General features: G+C 71.1%; 15 protein-coding genes. 10 read left to right on the forward strand and 5 right to left on the reverse strand.

Going from position 1 to position 16,346, the window contains the following annotated elements; all coding sequences use genetic code 11:
- Positions 1-19: 19 nt before the first annotated feature.
- Positions 20-2,116 carry a molybdopterin-dependent oxidoreductase gene (locus tag ACWENQ_RS24380; RefSeq protein ID WP_452416525.1) on the reverse strand — a complete coding sequence of 699 codons (2,097 nt, stop codon included), beginning with the start codon at positions 2,114-2,116 and terminating at the stop codon, positions 20-22.
- A 196-nt stretch (positions 2,117-2,312) separates the two neighbouring features.
- On the reverse strand, positions 2,313-2,450 hold the full coding sequence (locus ACWENQ_RS24385; RefSeq protein WP_449915328.1) for a hypothetical protein: 138 nt from the start codon (positions 2,448-2,450) through the stop codon (positions 2,313-2,315).
- A gap of 613 nt (positions 2,451-3,063) precedes the next feature.
- Between ACWENQ_RS24385 and ACWENQ_RS24390 the strand changes: the two genes are divergently transcribed.
- Together ACWENQ_RS24390 and ACWENQ_RS24395 are read left to right on the forward strand one after the other, a co-directional pair.
- Positions 3,064-3,927, forward strand: a complete 864-nt coding sequence (locus ACWENQ_RS24390) for a helix-turn-helix domain-containing protein (RefSeq protein ID WP_452416314.1) — start codon at positions 3,064-3,066, stop codon at positions 3,925-3,927.
- A gap of 53 nt (positions 3,928-3,980) precedes the next feature.
- A complete protein-coding gene (locus ACWENQ_RS24395) occupies positions 3,981-4,205 on the forward strand; it encodes a DUF397 domain-containing protein (protein WP_452416315.1) in 225 nt (74 codons plus the stop codon).
- Positions 4,206-4,380: 175 nt separating this feature from the next.
- On the opposite strand, the gene ACWENQ_RS24400 is transcribed toward ACWENQ_RS24395, so the two are convergent.
- On the reverse strand, positions 4,381-5,757 hold the full coding sequence (locus tag ACWENQ_RS24400) for an MFS transporter (RefSeq protein WP_449915320.1): 1,377 nt from the start codon (positions 5,755-5,757) through the stop codon (positions 4,381-4,383).
- A 69-nt stretch (positions 5,758-5,826) separates the two neighbouring features.
- Here ACWENQ_RS24400 and ACWENQ_RS24405 point away from each other — a divergent pair, with 69 nt between their 5' ends.
- The 4 genes from ACWENQ_RS24405 to ACWENQ_RS24420 all read left to right on the forward strand — a co-directional run bounded on the left by ACWENQ_RS24405 (position 5,827) and on the right by ACWENQ_RS24420 (position 9,296).
- The gene (locus ACWENQ_RS24405; RefSeq protein ID WP_452416316.1) at positions 5,827-6,675 is read left to right on the forward strand and encodes a helix-turn-helix transcriptional regulator; all 849 of its coding nucleotides are present in this window, start codon (positions 5,827-5,829) and stop codon (positions 6,673-6,675) included.
- Positions 6,676-6,735: 60 nt separating this feature from the next.
- A complete protein-coding gene (locus ACWENQ_RS24410) occupies positions 6,736-7,764 on the forward strand; it encodes a CapA family protein (RefSeq protein WP_449915316.1) in 1,029 nt (342 codons plus the stop codon).
- Positions 7,765-7,774: 10 nt separating this feature from the next.
- The gene (locus tag ACWENQ_RS24415; protein ID WP_452416317.1) at positions 7,775-8,560 is read left to right on the forward strand and encodes an alpha/beta fold hydrolase; all 786 of its coding nucleotides are present in this window, start codon (positions 7,775-7,777) and stop codon (positions 8,558-8,560) included.
- A gap of 64 nt (positions 8,561-8,624) precedes the next feature.
- Complete coding sequence (locus tag ACWENQ_RS24420; RefSeq protein ID WP_452416318.1) at positions 8,625-9,296, forward strand: TetR family transcriptional regulator; 672 nt, start codon at positions 8,625-8,627, stop codon at positions 9,294-9,296.
- Here ACWENQ_RS24420 and ACWENQ_RS24425 read toward each other — a convergent pair.
- The gene (locus ACWENQ_RS24425) at positions 9,268-9,576 is read right to left on the reverse strand and encodes a hypothetical protein (RefSeq protein WP_449915311.1); all 309 of its coding nucleotides are present in this window, start codon (positions 9,574-9,576) and stop codon (positions 9,268-9,270) included. The genes ACWENQ_RS24420 and ACWENQ_RS24425 overlap by 29 nt on opposite strands.
- A gap of 197 nt (positions 9,577-9,773) precedes the next feature.
- On the opposite strand from ACWENQ_RS24425, the gene ACWENQ_RS24430 reads away from it, so the two are divergent.
- Complete coding sequence (locus tag ACWENQ_RS24430) at positions 9,774-10,271, forward strand: hypothetical protein (protein WP_452416320.1); 498 nt, start codon at positions 9,774-9,776, stop codon at positions 10,269-10,271.
- Between the two features lie 122 nt (positions 10,272-10,393).
- Here ACWENQ_RS24430 and ACWENQ_RS24435 read toward each other — a convergent pair whose 3' ends face one another.
- Complete coding sequence (locus tag ACWENQ_RS24435; RefSeq protein WP_449915307.1) at positions 10,394-11,026, reverse strand: hypothetical protein; 633 nt, start codon at positions 11,024-11,026, stop codon at positions 10,394-10,396.
- Between the two features lie 249 nt (positions 11,027-11,275).
- Here ACWENQ_RS24435 and ACWENQ_RS24440 point away from each other — a divergent pair, with 249 nt between their 5' ends.
- The 3 genes from ACWENQ_RS24440 to ACWENQ_RS24450 are packed head-to-tail and all read left to right on the forward strand — an operon-like array spanning position 11,276 to position 16,162.
- The gene (locus tag ACWENQ_RS24440; RefSeq protein WP_452416321.1) at positions 11,276-12,286 is read left to right on the forward strand and encodes an endonuclease domain-containing protein; all 1,011 of its coding nucleotides are present in this window, start codon (positions 11,276-11,278) and stop codon (positions 12,284-12,286) included.
- A complete protein-coding gene (locus tag ACWENQ_RS24445) occupies positions 12,270-12,860 on the forward strand; it encodes a hypothetical protein (RefSeq protein ID WP_449915303.1) in 591 nt (196 codons plus the stop codon). The genes ACWENQ_RS24440 and ACWENQ_RS24445 overlap by 17 nt, the downstream gene beginning before the upstream one ends.
- Positions 12,857-16,162, forward strand: a complete 3,306-nt coding sequence (locus ACWENQ_RS24450; protein WP_452416323.1) for a helicase HerA domain-containing protein — start codon at positions 12,857-12,859, stop codon at positions 16,160-16,162. The genes ACWENQ_RS24445 and ACWENQ_RS24450 overlap by 4 nt, the downstream gene beginning before the upstream one ends.
- Positions 16,163-16,346 lie beyond the last annotated feature (184 nt).

Below are 16,346 nucleotides of genomic sequence, written 5' to 3' on the forward strand. Positions count from 1 at the left end.
TCACGGCGACGGGGTCACGTCACGGCGCCTCGACGGTGACCGGAACCCCGTTGAAGACGGCGTTCCCGGACGGCACGTCGATCGCCGCGTCGTCGGTCAGCGTGTTCGCGCTGACCCCCGGATGCTCGGCGGCCACCGCCTGCGCGCTGCCCGCGTGGCCCCAGCCGTGCGGCAGGCTGACCACCCCCCGCATGATCGTCTCCGTCGGCTCCAGCGTGACCGTGAGCCGGCCGGCGGCCGAGGTGACCACCGCCTGCCCGTCGAGCCCGAGCCGCGCCACGTCCGCCGGGTTGATCTGCAGCGTGCAGGTGTTGCTGCCGCCGACCAGCGTGCTGACGTTGTGCATCCAGCTGTTGTTCGAGCGCAGGTGGCGGCGGCCGATCAGGACCATCTCCGGCGGGGCCTGCTCCAGCCGTTCCTTCAGCCGCTCGACGTCCTCCAGCAGCTGGGCAGGCGCCAGCTCCACCCGCCCCGAGGCGGTGCGGAGGATGCCGGGCAGCCGGGGCTCCAGCGGGCCCAGATCGAGCCCGTGCGGGTTCTCGCGCAGCTTGGCCAGGGACAGCTCGTAGGGGCCGAGCCGCAGCATCATGTCGAGCCTGCGCTCCGCTCCCGTCTCTCCGTCCAGCTCGAGCTCCACGCCGGCCTTCTGGAGGGTCTGGTCGATGACGAACGCGTCCAGGTCGCCCTCGAGACCCGAGGCGATCATCGCGAGCCGCGCCAGGATCTCGCCCTCGGACGGCCGGCCGCCCAGAGGCAGGATCGGCGGCGAGTAGCGCGCGTAGTTGCGCACCGCGAATCCCAGCAGCGCGAAGTCGTAGTGTCCCGACTGCAGCACCCGTGGCGGCGGCAGGATCACGTTCGCGTGCCTGGTCGTCTCGTTGAGGTAGGGGTCGACGCTGACCATGAAGTCGAGCCGCTCGAACGCCCCGTCCAGCCGGGCCCCGTTCGGCGCCGACAGCACCGGGTTGCCCGCCACCGTCACCAGGAAGCGGACCTGGCCCTCGCCCGGCGTCTCGATCTCGTCGGCCAGCGTCGCCACGGGCAGCTCGCCGTTGGCCTCGGGCAGGCCGCGCACCCTGCTCTTCCACCGGCCCGTCGTGTACGGCCTGCGGCTGCCGGGCGCCTCGGTCGCGGCCATGGGGAACATCGCCCCGCCCGGCCGGTCGAGGTTGCCCGTCAGCGTGTTGAGCACGTCGACCAGCCACTGGGCCAGCGTCCCGAACTCCTGGGTGCAGGTGCCGATCCTCGCGTAGACGGCCGCGGACGGGGCGGCGGCCAGCTCGCGGGCCAGCCGGACGACCGTCTCCTCCGGCACCCCGGTACGGCGCGCGACCACCTCGGGGGTGAAGGGCCGGGCCGCCTCCCTGACCTCCTCCAGGCCGTTGACCTCGCACGACACCGTGGTCAGGCCTTCGGTGAACAGCGTGTGGACCAGGCCGAACAGCAGGTAGGCGTCGGCTCCGGGCCGGACGAACACGTGCTCGTCGGCCAGCGCGGCGGTCCTGGTGCGCCGCGGGTCGACCACGACCACCTTGCCGCCGCGCCGCCTGATCGCCTTCAGCCGGCCGGGGAAGTCGGGGGCCGTGCACAGCGAGCCGTTGGACTCCAGCGGGTTGGCGCCGAGCATCAGCAGGTAGCCGGTGCGGTCGAGGTCGGGCACCGGGATGCGCAGGGGGTGCCCGAACATCAGCCCGCTGGCCACGTGCTTGGGCATCTGGTCGGCCGTGCTGGCGGAGTAGACGTTCCTGGTGCCGAGGGCTCTGATGAGCGGCGCGCCGTACAGGGCGCCCGCCATCGTGTGGGCGGCCGGGTTGCCGAGGTAGACGGCGACCGATCGGCGGTCCCGCACGGCCGCGAAGGCGCGGGCGACGGTGTCGAAGGCCGCCTCCCATGTCACCTCGCGCCACTGGTCGCCGTCGCGGACCAGCGGCGCGCGGAGCCGGTCGGGGTCCTCGTCGAGGCGGCCGAGGCTGGCGCCCTTGGGGCAGATGAAGCCCTTGCTGAACGGGTCGTCCTTGTCGCCCTTCACGCTGGTGACGTGGCCGCTGTCGTCGAGGGTGAGCGTCAGGCCGCAGACGGCCTCGCAGAGGGGACAGGTGCGGTGCACGGTCGTCATCGCCACTCCTGAGTTCGTCATCTGAACTCATCTTGTCCGTTACGGCACGCCCTGGGAAGGCCCGAGGGCCGAGGCCGTGCCCGGCGCCTTCGACGCTCGGGAGACCCCGGCCCTCTCCCGGATGGCTCAGGCGGGAACGAGCAGCTTCGCGGTATCGGGGCGGCTCCTCGATGTCGGCACGGGATTGCGCGACATTTCACGACACCTCTTCGGGAACGAGCGAGGTACGCGGCACCTTGAGCTGGTCGAACCGCGGGTCGCGGTACGAGCGGGAGCCGAACCGGGTACGGGAGACGGTCCAGCCGCGCCGGTGAGCGAACTCGTCGGGCTCCATGCAGATGTCCCTGTCCGCCCACGCGATCCACCCTGCGATCAGTTCCCGGGCCGGGGACTTGATTCGGCTGAGTCCCTTGGTACCTTGTGAGTACATAGAAGACCCCTTTCGCGGCATTCTTGAGGTGGACTTCTGGCCGGGCCTGGCGCTGAGGCTCGACTGTCACCCGGGTGGCAGCCCGTTGACGGTGCCGGTGCGGGATCAGCGTCGGTCCGGCTTCGTGCTGAGTGCCTGTGTCGCCTCTATCTGAACGGCGCCGTTGCCGGAAGGGCGGCCTGCAGGGGCCGCGATTGAAGCATCGGGGGAAGGCTCCGCGTCCGCCATCTCGCCTTCCTGGCCTGATCGTCCCTCTGTGAACTGGCTGCGGCAATAGCTGGCGCGAAAGAAAATTCAAATTTCTTCGCAATTCCCGCTGCTAGATGCGGCGCACAAGTACATGCAACTTGCACGCAACCTGTCAGACGGCACGTCGGTGTGGGGAGCTCTCGCCGGGCATATGTTCTTGCTCCTACGGTCCTCCCATGCAAGCCTTGTGGCAAGTCTTTGTGCGAGTCCCAGTGCAACTTGCACGGCCTCCAGCGCATGACAGTTCCCCGGTTGAGGAGAGCGGACGGTGCCACCAGAGCAGGGCAGCCCGACGGTGCGCAGGCTCAAACTCGGTCAGGAGCTGCGCCAGCTCCGCGAGCGCAGGACCATGACGGGAGCCAGGGCCGCGAGCGCGTTGGGGTGGTCGCCCAGCAAGGTGAGCAGGATCGAGGCCGCCAAAACCAAGCCGAGCCCCGACGACGTCAGAGCACTGGCCGAGCTCTACAACGCCGACGACCCGAAACTCGACGAGCTACTGGCGCTGCTGGAGGATGCGTACCGGCGGGGCTGGTGGGAAGATTATGAAGGCACCCTGCCCGGGGAGTACACCAGGTTTCTCGGGCTGGAGGCGGAGGCCACGTTACAGCGCGGCTGGGAACCCCAGGTAGTGCCAGGCCTCCTCCAGACCGAGGATTACGCGCGGGAGGTCATCCTTGCCACCCGCGGCATCGTGCGCATCACGCACAGCGGTGTCCGAAGCCGGGTTGAGGCCCGGCTCGCCAGGCAGCAGCGGGTCCTGCACCGAGCTGATCCGTGCACGCTGCACGTCGTCCTGGACGAGTCAGCCCTGATGCGGCGCTTCGGCGAACCCTCGGTGATGCGCGCGCAGATGGAGCATCTGATCGAGATGTCCTTTCTGTCGCATATTCGGGTTCGCGTGTTGCCGCTGGAGGCTCTCCATCCGGTCAACACGGGAGCCTTCATCCATCTGCGGTTCGCGGCTTTCGACGATGTTGTATATCTGGAGCAGCTGTACAGCGCTCGCTTCGTCGAAGACCTCGAGCTGGTGGCTGGATATGAAACAGCCTTCAACCACATCAGGTCGGAGGCGCTGGACGAGAACGAGTCCCGCGTGCTCATCCAGCGCAAAGCCATGATGTGGGGCAGGTGACGGCGAAGTTTTCACAGGGGCAAAGACGCTCCTTTTACCCATTTGGGGAGAAAATGCACATCGACACCTCCAGGGTGGCCTGGCAGAAGAGCAGCTTCTGCAACGGCGCTTCCACGTGCGTCGAGGTCGCGGGCCTCGCCGACGGCAGCGTCGCGCTCAGGGACAGCAAGGAGCAGGACGGTCCCGTTCTGGTCTTCACCCCGAGCGAATGGGACGCCTTCACGGCCGGCGTGCGCGACGGCGAGTTCGATCTCGCCGCGCTCTCGGCGGGTTCATAAAGAACGGCCCTGGCAGGTTGCTGGCACAACCCTCAGGGCCGCTCGCTTCAGCCCGCCCCACAAGACGAGCGCCGAAGATCTTCACATTTTGTCATACGCCGGTCGCGCCCCCTCGAGGCCTCACCGGTGTCCTCTCCCCGTTCGTGCAAAGAAGGCCGCGCCCCAGCGTGGGTCGCTACGCCTGGGAGATCTTCGGGCGGATGAGGAAGATGGAGCTCAGCCCGGCGAGGACGGCAAGCGCCGCCAACGCGACGGCCGTCCCCAGCGAGGCCTGTCCCGAATGGCCCTGCATGAGCGAGATGAACAGCGTGCCGACCGTGGCCACCCCGATCACCTGGCCGAGCTGCATGACCGTCAGCAGCGCGCCGCTGGCGTCGGCCGCGTAGGCGGCGTCCACCCGCTGGGTGGCCATGTTGGTCACCGCGATCTGCACGCCGAGCCCGGCGCCGATCAGCGCGCTGACGATCGCGTACGGCAGGCCGCCCTCCGAAGCGGCGGCCAGCCCGAGGTACGCGGGTGCGGCGACGACGTAGCCGAAGGGCACCAGCGACCGCTGCAGCCGCTGCGGCAGCCGGGGCCAGGCCAGCCCGACGGCGGCGAAGGCCAGCGCGCACGGCACCAGCATCAGCCCGGACATCAGCGGTGTCAGGTGCAGCTCGCCCTGGAGGTGCAGGGCCGAGGTGAAGAGGAAGGCTCCCCACGTGGCGGGCCCGAACAGCAGGACCGCCAGTCCTGGCCGCATGCCGGGAGCGCGCAGCACCCTGGCGTCGACCAGCGGTCGGCCGCCGCGCGCGGTCACCCAGCGCTCGACGCGGACGAACAGCGCGAAGACCGCCAGGCCGGCCGCCATCGACGCCCATCCCCACAGCGGCCAGCCGAGCTCGCGGCCCAGCACCAGCGGCACGATGACGAGCAGGACCGCCGACGACAGCGTGACCAGGCCGAGCGGGTCCAGGCCCGTACGGCCGCCGCCCTGGTCGGCGGGCAGTACCCGCAGGCCCGCCACGAGCAACAGCACGCCGATCGGCACGAGCACCAGGAACACGATCCGCCAGCCCGCGCCCAGGCCGAGCAGGATGCCGCCGAGCGCCTGGCCCACCACGATGCCGCCGCTCACCACGGCCGACCACAGCGCGATCGCCCTGCCTCGCGCCTCTCCCTGGTAGTTGCGCTGGATCAGGGTGAGCACCTGCGGCATCATGAGCGCCGCTCCCGCGCCCTGCGCGAAACGGAAGGCGACCAGCACACCCGTCGACGGCGCCAGTCCGCAGCCGAGCGTGGTCAGGGTGAACAACGCGAGGCCGGTCAGGAAGGTGTTGCGATAGCCGAACAGGTCCCCGACCCGGGCTCCGGTGATCAACAGGACGGCATAGGTGATGGTGTAGCCCGCCACGATCATCTGCAGTCCCGCCCCCGACGAGCGCAGGTCTGCTTCGATCGTCGGGGTGGCGACGTTGACGATGTTGACGTTGAGGACGGCGAGGAACTGGCCGAGCAACACGATGGGCAGGAGCAGGCCGGTGGTGCTCCTGGTAGTCGGGGTGTGGGTCATGCTACCAATGTGGTGGGCCGTGGATACTAGTAAAAAGAGTCCGATTATCCCGGTATTGGTGGCACCTGGATGAGTAAGCGACGTGATGACCTGGCCGCTTTCCTGCGCTCCCGGCGGGAGCGGGTCACGCCCGAAATGGCGGGCCTGCCGCCGGGCACCCGCAGGCGTACCCCCGGCCTGCGCAGGGAGGAGGTCGCCCACCTCGCCGGCGTGGGTGTCACCTGGTACACGTGGCTGGAGCAGGGCCGGCCCATCAACGTCAGCCTGCAGGTCCTCGACTCCATCGCGCGCACGCTCATGCTCGACGTCGCCGAGCGCCAGCAGCTCTACCTCCTGGCGGGCCACGCCGTCGCCCCGCCCGTGCGCGACTCCACCCGTGTCACGCCGGCCATGCAGGAGATCATCAACAGGCTGAGCCCGTTGCCGGCCTCCTTCAGCACCAGCCGGCACGACGTCCTGGCGTGGAACGCCGCCTACGCCGCGCTCTTCCCCGAGCTGGTCAGCGCCCCGGAGGAGGAGCGCAACACGCTGTGGCAGTGCTTCGTCGGCGCCCAGTGGCGGACGGCGCTGGTCGACAGGGAGCAGGAGCTGCACGGCAGCGTCGCCGTCTTCCGCGGCGCCTACACGCGCCACGCCGACGACCCCTTGTGGCGCGACTTCGTGAAGCGGCTGTCGGCGGCCAGCCCCGAGTTCGCCGCCCTGTGGGCCACCCACGACGTCGCCGATCCCCGCTCGCGGGAGAAGACGTTCGACAACGACCAGGTCGGACGGCTGCGGTTCACCAGCACGCTGTTCAACTGCACGGCCGCGCCCGAGACCCGTATGATCGTTTACACTCCCGTCGACGAGGCGACGCACTCCGCCGTGGTGTGGCTCACCGCGCACAGCGAGCGCGCGCATGGCATGCTCGGTGCCTGAAGACCGGGAGGGCAGATGAGACCGAGCCGCGCTGTGGCCGTTGTGGGTGTCGTGATCGCAATGACCGCCTGTGCGGCGGCGGAGTCCGAGCCGACCCCTGAGGCGGCCGAACGGCCGACGATCTCGCCCAGCCTGCCGAAGGAGCCCGAGCGCACGCCGTACACGATCTCCTTCGGGGGTGACGTGCACTTCGAGGGCGTGCTGAGAGGCAGGCTCGCCAACCCGCGCACCGCGCTCGGTCCGATCGCCAAGGTGCTGAGGTCGTCGGACCTGGCGATGGTCAACCTGGAGACGGCCATCACGACGGGCGGCACGCCGGCGCCGGGCAAGCAGTACACCTTCCGCGCGCCGGCCTCGGCGTTAACCGCGCTCAAGGCGGCCGGGGTGGACGTGGCCTCGATGGCCAACAACCACGGCATGGACTACATGGACGGCGGCCTGGCCGACTCGCTCGCCTCGATCAGGAAGTCCAGGTTCCCCGTCGTGGGCATCGGCAGGAACGAGACCGAGGCCTACAAGCCTTACCGCGTCACGGTGAACGGCAACCGCGTCGCGATCATCGGCGCCACCCAGGTGCTCGACTCGGAGTTCATCCAGGCGTGGACCGCCGCGGGCGACAAGGGCGGGCTGGCCTCGGCCAAGAACGAGGACCGCCTCATCAGAGCGGTACGGCAGGCCCGCAAGAGCGCCGACACGGTGATCGTGCACCTCCACTGGGGCACCGAGATGCAGAAGTGCCCCAATCCGGCACAGCGCGCTCTCGCCCCCAAGCTGGTCAAGGCGGGCGCGGACGTCATCGTCGGCGGACACGCGCACATCCTGCTCGGCAGCGGGTTCGTCGGCAACGCCTATGTCAACTACGGCCTGGGCAACTTCGTCTTCTACAACTGGGGGCCCGAGACCGGCAGGACCGGCGTCCTCACGCTCACCATCGACGGGCGCAAGGTGCTCAAGGACAAGTGGACGCCCGCCACCATCCAGGGCGGTGTGCCGGTCCCGCTGACCGGGGCGGCCAGGACCCAGGCGGTCTCCCAGTGGAAGGACCTGCGTTCGTGCACGGGTCTGGCCGGGAGCCCAGCCGACAGCTAGCCTCTGGACCGTGCGTCTAATAGATTCCGGTGAGGTTCGATTAGCCGTCCACGAGCAGGGCGACCCTGCGAAACCGACGATCGTGCTCCTGCACGGTTATCCCGACGACCACCACGTGTGGGACCGGGTCGTCCCGCTGCTCGGCGGCTATCACATCGTCCGGTACGACGTGCGAGGCGCCGGCGCCTCCACGGCGCCGCGCTCGCCCGGCGGCTACCTGCTCGACCGGCTGGCCGCCGACATGGACGCGGTGCTCGACGCCGTCGGCAAACCCAAGGTCCACCTCGTCGGCCACGACTGGGGCTCCATCCAGGGGTGGTACTTCCTCGGCAGGAGCGACAGGTTCGCCTCCTTCACCACGATCGGCGGCCCCGGCCTCGACCAGGCCGCCGCCTTCTTCCGCCAGGCCCGCCCGAGCAGGGCGCTCGGCCAGCTGCTGCGGTCGTGGTACATCGCCGGGTTCCAGCTCCCCGTGCTGCCCGAGCTGGTCGTGACGCGGCTCGCCCGTCCGCTCGGGGCCACCGCCGCCGACGCCCGCAACGGGCTCAACCTCTACCGCGCGAACATGCTCACCCGGCTGCGCCGCCCCGGCGACCCCCGCGTGCGCACGCCCGTGCAGCTCATCCGGTGCACCCGCGACCCGTTCGTCTCCCCGTGGCTGCTCGCCTCGCTCGGGCAGTGGGCGCCGGCGTTCACGCACGAGAGGCTCGTCGCCGACCACTGGCCGCAGCGCACGCGGCCTGAGGCCGTCGCCAAGCTGGTCGCCGCGTTCGCCGACCGCTGGAACGCGTCGTGACCCGCATTGCACGTCGTTCTACAATCGCGGTTTTCCCGGCGGCGCCCGGCGTATTGGAGGCAAGATGAAGTCCGTGTCCTCTCTGCCGGATGACGAAGACGGCACCGAGCTAGCGACGCTCCGCCGTCAGCCCACGCAGCGCCGTAGCGCTCGCAGGGTCGAGCGGATGCTCGACGCCTGCGCCCACCTGCTCGACGACGTCGGCTACGAAGCCCTCTCGACCACCCGCATCGCCGAGCGCGCCGGAGTCGCGATCGGCTCGGTCTACCAGTTCTTCCCCGACAAGCGGGCCATCACCCAGGAGCTGACCAGGCGCAACGTCGAGCTGTTCGTCTCCAGGGTCGGCGCCCGCTTCCTCGACGAGGACTACCGGGGATGGTGGGACGCCGTCGACGCGATCATCGACGAGTACGTCGCCATGCACAGGACCGTCCCCGGTTTCAAGAGCCTCCACTTCGGCGACGTCGTCGACCTCAACCTGCTCGACTCCGACTCCGAGAACAACATGGTGATCGCGGGACGGCTGCGCGGCCTGCTGCTCCAGGAGTACGGCCTGGCCGACAGCGAGGAGCTCGACGTGGCCGTCCTGGTGGCCGTCGAGGCGGGCGACGCCGTACTCAAGCTGGCCTTCCGCCGCGACCCTGCGGGCGCGCCCGACATCATCGAGGCCGCCAAGCAGCTCATCAGGTCGTTCCTGTCACGCAGGCTCAGTCCGCGCCGGTCACGCCAGGCGTGATCGGCCCGTACTCGGGCGCCGGCACCACCGGCTGCTCCGCGGGCACGAGCGCGCGCGGCGCGGTGGGTCTCGCCTTCAGCCGGTTCGCGGGAACGGGGGAACAGGGACGGGGCAGCGAAACCATCTGGATCTTGTTCGCCAGCCGCGCCTGCATCATCGCCACCCTGAGCTCGGCCGCCTCCACGGCCTCCATCCGGGCGGAGAAATAACCGGCGGTACCCGGGATCACCGTCGACAGCACCGCGGCACAGGCGATCATGAAGGTCACATGCTTGGCCATGCCCAGCCCCTTCCGCCCCTGATGACGTGTGCCATATATGCCCTTGGTCCTGGAGAGACACGCGGTGTGTAGTGGGGTTTGCACGAATCGTTGCCGAAGCTGTGCAGAGGCGGTGATGTTGCATTGTCCAGGCAAAACCGGGACCAGCTCGGTAGTCTCGCGGTGTGGCGCATGTGACCCGTGAGCACCTTGATCGAATGCTGGAGCAGGCACTGCTGGCCGACGACCACAGTTCGCTGGCCCGGCAGCTGAGCGAGCTCGCCCACACCTACTCCTCGGGCGACATCTCCCGCGCGGCCATCTTCGTGCTGGCCGCCGAGGAATGGAAGCAGGCGGGGCAGCCGGCCCGGGCGCTCGAGTGCTTCCAGCGGGCGGTGGACGACGGCGGCGAGTCGATGATCGACCCCCGGGCCGGCATCGCCGACACGCTCTTCGAGCTCGACCGGCCAGGCGAGGCGCGAGAGATCATCGAGACGCTCAGGGCGGAGGGCGCGCTCACGCCCGCCACGGCGCACAACATCGCCGAGACGCTGGTGGCGTACGGTGACCTGCAGGGCGGGCTCGAGTGGGCGACCCAGGCGGCGCTCAGCTGCGCCGAGGACGACCCCGAGCACGTCGCCCTCCTGCGCACCCGCTACCGGATCAGGCTCGACCTGGGGCTGCCGGAGGACGAACTCGACTCCCTCGTCTCCTGACACGCGCTCTGTCTCCAGGACCCGCGGCCATCGGGCGCGGACCCCGGTTCCACACGGGGAAGGGCCGTGCCCGGGAAAGGGGGCACGGCCCTGGTCTGGGGTGCGGGAGCGAAACCGCGTCCTCAGTTCTGCAGGGGGTCCAGCCCCAGCCCCGCCTTGCCCACGGCGTCGGTGACCCGCTTGACCCCGTCCAGCTCGAGCGCCTTCTTCGTCTCCTCGTTGACGGTCTGACCCGCCTTCCCGACCGCGTCCTTGACCGGGGCCGCCAGCTTGAGCGGCGCCTTCTCCCCCTCGACCACGTCCGGCAGCGCGGGCAGGGCCTGCGACGGCAGATCGGGCAGCCACGGGAGGGCGGAGACCCTGTCGGCGTTGGGCAGCGACGGCAGCCCCACCGGGTCGGGCGCGGTGGACTGGTGCGCCACCGCCGGCAGGCCGGACTCCTCGGGCAGCGCCACCGGGAGCGCGGGATGACCGGCGCCGGCCGCGACGCCACCCATGTCGGCGATGCTGAACACCGCCGTCGAGCGTGACATGCCCGGCATGCCGAGCTGCCTGGCGAGCTTCTCGACCGCCTTCGCCGTCTCCGAGTTCGAGGGGACGGCCATCGACGTGTGCGTGACCTGAGCCCTGACCTCCGCCGCGTCATCGCAGAGCGCGGCCACCGACGATCCCTCGTTGAGGGCGATCCGCCGCTCGCACTCCTCCGCCGACGCGGGCCCGGCCGCCAAGCTCACGCTCGTCGCCAGCACGGCCACCGCAAGGACGCTCCGAATACTCCGTGATGCGTTCGACATGCACGTTCCCCCTGATGGTGTTCGGTGATCCGACGAATCACGAAGCTAGCCACGGCGGCACGGCGGCCACCGTGGCTTGGGGCAACAGTGGTGAAGCTCTTAATGATCGAGACGCGCGGCGCGAACATCTCGTAACACTCACGCGCGGCAAGGGCGATTACGTATAGCTTCAGCAAAGAGTGGATGGTCCGCGAACGAGGGGATTCCGCAGTGTCGCCGGTCGTCCTCACGCACGCCATGACCGCCCCGCATCAGGCGAGCGAGCTGGTGGCGGCGGTGCTGCGCGACATGGAGGACCTCGCCGTGCGCCGCTTCCCCCGGTGGTTACCGGGCGCCGAGGACATCCCTGGGCCGGGCGGCGCCGGTGTCAGGGCCGTCCGGTCGCTCGCCGTACGGCTGGCGGCGGGGGATCGGCACTTCGGGCCGTTCCTGGCCGACCTGGCCGAGGCGGCGCTCAGCGGCCACCCCGGTACGGCCCGCCACCCCGGTACGGCCCGCCACCCCGCGGAGGTGCGCGCGGCGGGGCTCGGCCGGGTGCTCGGCACCGGTGCGACGATCGCGGTCGAGACACCCGGTGACCTGAGCGAGGGCGAGGCTGACGCGGTGGTCGCGGGCTGCCAGTGGCTCGAACGATGGACGGGCCTGCGCGTCGTGAAGTCGTCGCGCCCGCCGGCGGAGCCCCCGGCGCCCGCCTCTCCCCGCGTTCCCGGTCAGCCCACGCGCGGGCGATCCGGGGCTCCTGGGCAGCCCGCGCCCGCGCCGTCCGGGCTTCCCTGGCAGCCTGTGGATGGTCCCGGCGGGCGGGGGCCGTGGCCGCCCAGGAAGGGGCGTCCGCATCACGCGAGCCCCGCCGAGCAGCGCATGGAGAGCGTGCTCAGGTGGTGCGAATGGGCGGCCGGCAGGGAGTGGAACCAGGTCTACGGCGCCCACCCGCTCGCCAACCCGATCAGGGTCGACCTCCTCTGGCGGGAGGCGTGGCTGATCGTCGAGATCGACGACGACAGCCACCTGAGGCAGGAGAAGTTCGAGTCGGACCGCCGGCGTGACGTGCGCCTGCACCGGGACGGCTACACGGTGCTGCGCTTCACCAGCGGCGACGTTCTGACGGACGCGCAGGCCGTGGCCCGCGAGATCGCGGTGTTCGTCAACGAAAGGGTAGGAAATGGCACTGTCGGTTCCGCAGGTCTCGGTGATGATCGTCCTCATGGCCGAGGCCGATGAGGTGACCAACCCGGAGCTGAAGAAGCGGTACGGGCTCACCCTCGACGGCGAGGACCGCCGTCGCCTGAACGACCTCAAGCTGGTGGAGAGCTGCAAACGGGGCAGGTCGTTCGCGCACGTGCTGACCGACGACGGTTGGGCGCGCCTGGCCGAGGAGATCCGTGCGGGCGTGAAGGTCACCTCCGGCTCGAACGGGGCCGCGCTCAGGGCGGTGCTGGCCGGACTGGTGCGCTTCCTGGCCCGTACCGACCAGCGTCTGGGCGACGTCTTCCAGCCCGCCCAGGAGGCGGACTCCCGCGAGACCACACCCGAGGACGTCGAAGGGCGGGTACGGGCCGTCTACGCCGAGCTGGCCCGCGAGCCGGGCGGCTGGGTCAGCCTGACCGACGTCCGCCTGCGGCTGGCCGACGTGCCCAAGGACGTGATGGATGCCGCCCTGCGCGGCCTCAACAGGCAGCCCGACGTCGTCATGGTGCCCGAGGACAACCAGAAGGCGCTCAGGCCGCAGGACCGCAGCTCCGCGCTGGCCGTCGGCGACCAGGACAAGCACTACCTGTCGATCGGCGCCCGATGACGGCGGAATGGGAGGCGCTGAGCGCGCTGCGGCTCAACGCGGTCCACGCCCCTGACGACGTCTGGCGGCCCTCGCCGTACCACGTGGAGAGCCTGCACCCGATGGCCGCGCTCGACCTGCGCCGCGGGGTGACCGAGGCGAAGGAGAGCGCTGACGCCAGCCCGATCGGCGTGGTGATCCAGGGGCAGCGCGGCACCGGCAAGACCCACCTGCTGGGCTGGGCGCGCGAGCACGCGCAGCGGGAGGGCGGGTACTTCTTCCTGGTCGGCCTGCTCGACGCCAGGAGCTTCTGGGAGAGCATCGTGATCGCGATGCTGGACAGCCTCTGGCGGCCGGCCGAGGACGGCCACTCGCAGCTGCGCCTGCTGCTGAACCGGCTGGCGCAGCTGGCCGACGTGCCCAGGATGGTACGGCGGGCCGTCGACGGAAGGGGCCACCTCGACAGGAAGGCGCTCGACCTGTTCGTGGAGGCGCTGCGCCGCAAGGGCGGCACCGTGCTCAGGGACGCGCACGACACGGCGCGGGCCCTGGTGCTGCTGGCCTCCGACGACCTGACGGCGCAGGACGTGGGGCAGGCCTACCTGTCGTCGCTCCCCGACGAGGGGCTGGGCAGGGAATGGGGGCTGACCAGGGTCTACCGCTCGCCGCAGGAGGTGGTGCGTGACCTGTCACGGCTGCTGGCGCTGACGGGCCCGTCGGTGATCGCCGTCGACCAGGTCGACGCGCTGGTGGCGCAGTCCGGCGCCCGCCTGGTCGACGAGGGGCAGGGCGCGGTCGTCGAGCAGGTGGCCGGCGGCCTGATGGCGCTGCGCGACGTCACCCGGCGGACCCTGACCGTGCTCTCCTGCCTGCCGCACACCTGGATGCTGATCAGGGAGCAGGCGACGGACACCGTCCGCGACAGGTTCAGGGAACCGGCCACGCTCAGGGTGCTGAAGGACGCGCAGACCGCGCGGGCCATCGTCGAACGGCGTTTCGCGGCGGGGTTCGGCAAGGTGGGGTTCGTCCCTCCGTACCCGACCTGGCCGGTGTTGGAGGACGCCTTCGACAGCGCGGTCGGGCTGACGCCGCGGCAGATCCTCGTCAAGATCGACAAGCATGTCCAGAGCTGCCTCGCCGAGGGCGAGATCAGGGAGCTCGACCGGCTCGACGACCCTGGCGACGGGGGCGGCGGAGGTGGCGGCACGCCGTCCGGCGCCGGTCCCTCCGGGCTGGCCGCGCTCGACGCCCACTTCGCCCGGCTGAGGGAGAGCGCCGAGATCGAGCCCGCGCTGGACCCCAGAACCGAGGACGCCGTCCTGCCCGGACTCCTGTCGGCAGGGCTGGCGGCGTGGACGGTGGGTCGTGGCGCCGCGGCGCACGTGTACGCCCAGGATCCGCCGCCGAGCACCAAACCGCCCCTGCACGCCCGCCTGCGTCTGACGCTCGACGAGGCGACGGAGGACGAGGTGCACTGGTGCTTCAGGGGCATCGCCAGCACCCACCCCGTCGCGGCGCTGCACCGGCTGAGGGCGGCGTGCGTCTCGGCGGGGCTGCAGGCGGGGGTGCCGAGACGGCAGCTGTTCGTGCTGCGCAACGAGCCCTGGTCGGGCGGGCCGAAGACGAAGGAGGCGGTGGCGGCGTTCGAGGCGGCGGGCGGGCGGGTGCTGCACGTGGACGAGGCGGACCTGCGCACGCTGGCGGCGCTGCGGGCGCTGCTCGACGAGGAGCCCGCGCACCTGCGGGAGTGGCTGTCCGCCCGGCGTCCGGCCGACGACGTGAAGCTGCTGGTCGAGGCCCTCAGCCACCCCGCCACCGCCCTCGCGCCGGCTCTCGCCGCGCCCGGCCCCGCTGCCCTGCCCGCCGTGGAAGGGGCTGCCGCCGCGCCACCCGACCCCGCCGCCTCGCCCGCCGTGGAAGCCGCTGCCGCGCCACCCGACCCCGCCGCCTCGCCCGCCGTGGAAGCCGCTGCCGCGCCGCCCGGGCCTGTCGCCCAGCCCGCCGCACCCGTGAGGGTCGCGCTGTCCGGCGGGGGCTCCCTCACCACCGGCGCGGGCCGTTCCGGATCCGGGGCAGCCGGCGCGCGCCCGGGCTCCGTGGTCGTCGGCACGGACACGGGTGCGGGCACCCCGGTGCGGATCGAGCTGGCGGCCCTCAGGAAGCACACGGTCATCTTCGCCGGCTCGGGCTCCGGCAAGACCGTGCTGATCCGCAGGCTCGTCGAGGAGTGCGCGCTGCAGGGCGTCTCCGCCGTCGTGCTCGATCCGAACAACGACCTGTCCCGCCTCGGTACGGCATGGCCCGAGCCCCCACCCGCCTGGGAGGACGGCGACCGGCAGAAGGCCGCCGACTACCTCCGCGACACCGACGTGGTCGTCTGGACCCCCGGCAGGCAGACCGGCCGCCCGCTCACCTTCCAGCCGCTGCCTGACCTGAGCGGCCTGGCCGACGACCCCGACGAGTTCCGCCTGGCGATCGACGCCGCGGTGGCCGCCCTCGCCCCCAAGGCCAGGATCGACGGGGCGACGGCCAAGGCGCAGCGCTCCCAGGCCGTGCTGAGGGAGGCGGTCGCCCACCACGCGAAGCTCCGAGCGCACGGGCTGGAGGGGCTGATCGAGCTGCTGTCCGACCTGCCCGAGGAGGTCAGCGACCTGGACGGCGCCGCGAAGCTGGCCGCCGAGGTGGGACAGAACCTGCGGGCGGCGGTCATCAACGACCCCCTGTTCGGCGGTCGCGGCACCCCGGTCGACCCCGGCGTGCTGCTGACCCCGGAGCGTGGACGGCGGGCCCGGGTGTCGGTGATCAACATGGCCGGGCTCCAGGAGGACGAGCAGCGGCAGGGCTTCGTCAACCGGCTCCAGCTCGGGCTGTTCGCGTGGTTCAGACGGCATCCGGCGGGCGGCCGGCCGCTGGGCGGGCTGCTGGTCATGGACGAGGCGCAGACGTTCGCGCCGCAGGCGAAGACCACGCCCGCCACGGGCAGCACCCTCATGCTCGCCTCCCAGGCCCGCAAGTACGGCCTGGGCCTGGTGTTCGCCACCCAGGCGCCGAAGGGGCTGCACAACCACATCCCCGGCAACGCCGCCACACAGTTCTTCGGCTTCCTGAACGCGCCGATCCAGCGGCAGGCCGCGGAGGAGATGGCCAGGGCCAAGGGGGGAGCGGCGACGGAGATCGGGCGGTTGCGGGCCGGGCGGTTCTACGTGGCGGCGGAGGGGGCGGGGTTCCACCAGATCAGCGTGCCGATGTGCCTGAGCCACCATCCGGCCTCCCCGCCCACCGCCGAGGAGGTTCTGTCCCTGGCCCGCGCCGACACCCCCTGACCACGGGCCCCGACCGGCCCCGCCCCACAGCTCTCCCGCGAGCGGGACGAGCCCCTCGAGGACTGTCCTCCTGAGCATGAAGCGCCCCTCGGGGACTCTCCCCGTGTGCGGTACGAGCCCCTCGGGGACTCTCCCCGTGTGTGGGACGCGCTCCCCGGGGACTCTCGCCGTGGGCGGGACGCCC

It is taken from the genome of Nonomuraea sp. NPDC004354 (genome assembly GCF_053602555.1).

Bases quoted from the DNA above. Each gene is read 5' to 3' on its own strand.
- ACWENQ_RS24380 (WP_452416525.1), bottom strand. From the start codon at position 2,116: ATGACGACCGTGCACCGCACCTGTCCCCTCTGCGAGGCCGTCTGCGGC.
- ACWENQ_RS24385 (WP_449915328.1), bottom strand. From the start codon at position 2,450: ATGGAGCCCGACGAGTTCGCTCACCGGCGCGGCTGGACCGTCTCCCGT.
- ACWENQ_RS24395 (WP_452416315.1), top strand. From the start codon at position 3,981: ATGCACATCGACACCTCCAGGGTGGCCTGGCAGAAGAGCAGCTTCTGC.
- ACWENQ_RS24400 (WP_449915320.1), bottom strand. From the start codon at position 5,757: ATGACCCACACCCCGACTACCAGGAGCACCACCGGCCTGCTCCTGCCC.
- ACWENQ_RS24405 (WP_452416316.1), top strand. From the start codon at position 5,827: ATGAGTAAGCGACGTGATGACCTGGCCGCTTTCCTGCGCTCCCGGCGG.
- ACWENQ_RS24410 (WP_449915316.1), top strand. From the start codon at position 6,736: ATGACCGCCTGTGCGGCGGCGGAGTCCGAGCCGACCCCTGAGGCGGCC.
- ACWENQ_RS24420 (WP_452416318.1), top strand. From the start codon at position 8,625: ATGAAGTCCGTGTCCTCTCTGCCGGATGACGAAGACGGCACCGAGCTA.
- ACWENQ_RS24425 (WP_449915311.1), bottom strand. From the start codon at position 9,576: ATGGCCAAGCATGTGACCTTCATGATCGCCTGTGCCGCGGTGCTGTCG.
- ACWENQ_RS24430 (WP_452416320.1), top strand. From the start codon at position 9,774: ATGCTGGAGCAGGCACTGCTGGCCGACGACCACAGTTCGCTGGCCCGG.
- ACWENQ_RS24445 (WP_449915303.1), top strand. From the start codon at position 12,270: ATGGCCGAGGCCGATGAGGTGACCAACCCGGAGCTGAAGAAGCGGTAC.
- ACWENQ_RS24450 (WP_452416323.1), top strand. From the start codon at position 12,857: ATGACGGCGGAATGGGAGGCGCTGAGCGCGCTGCGGCTCAACGCGGTC.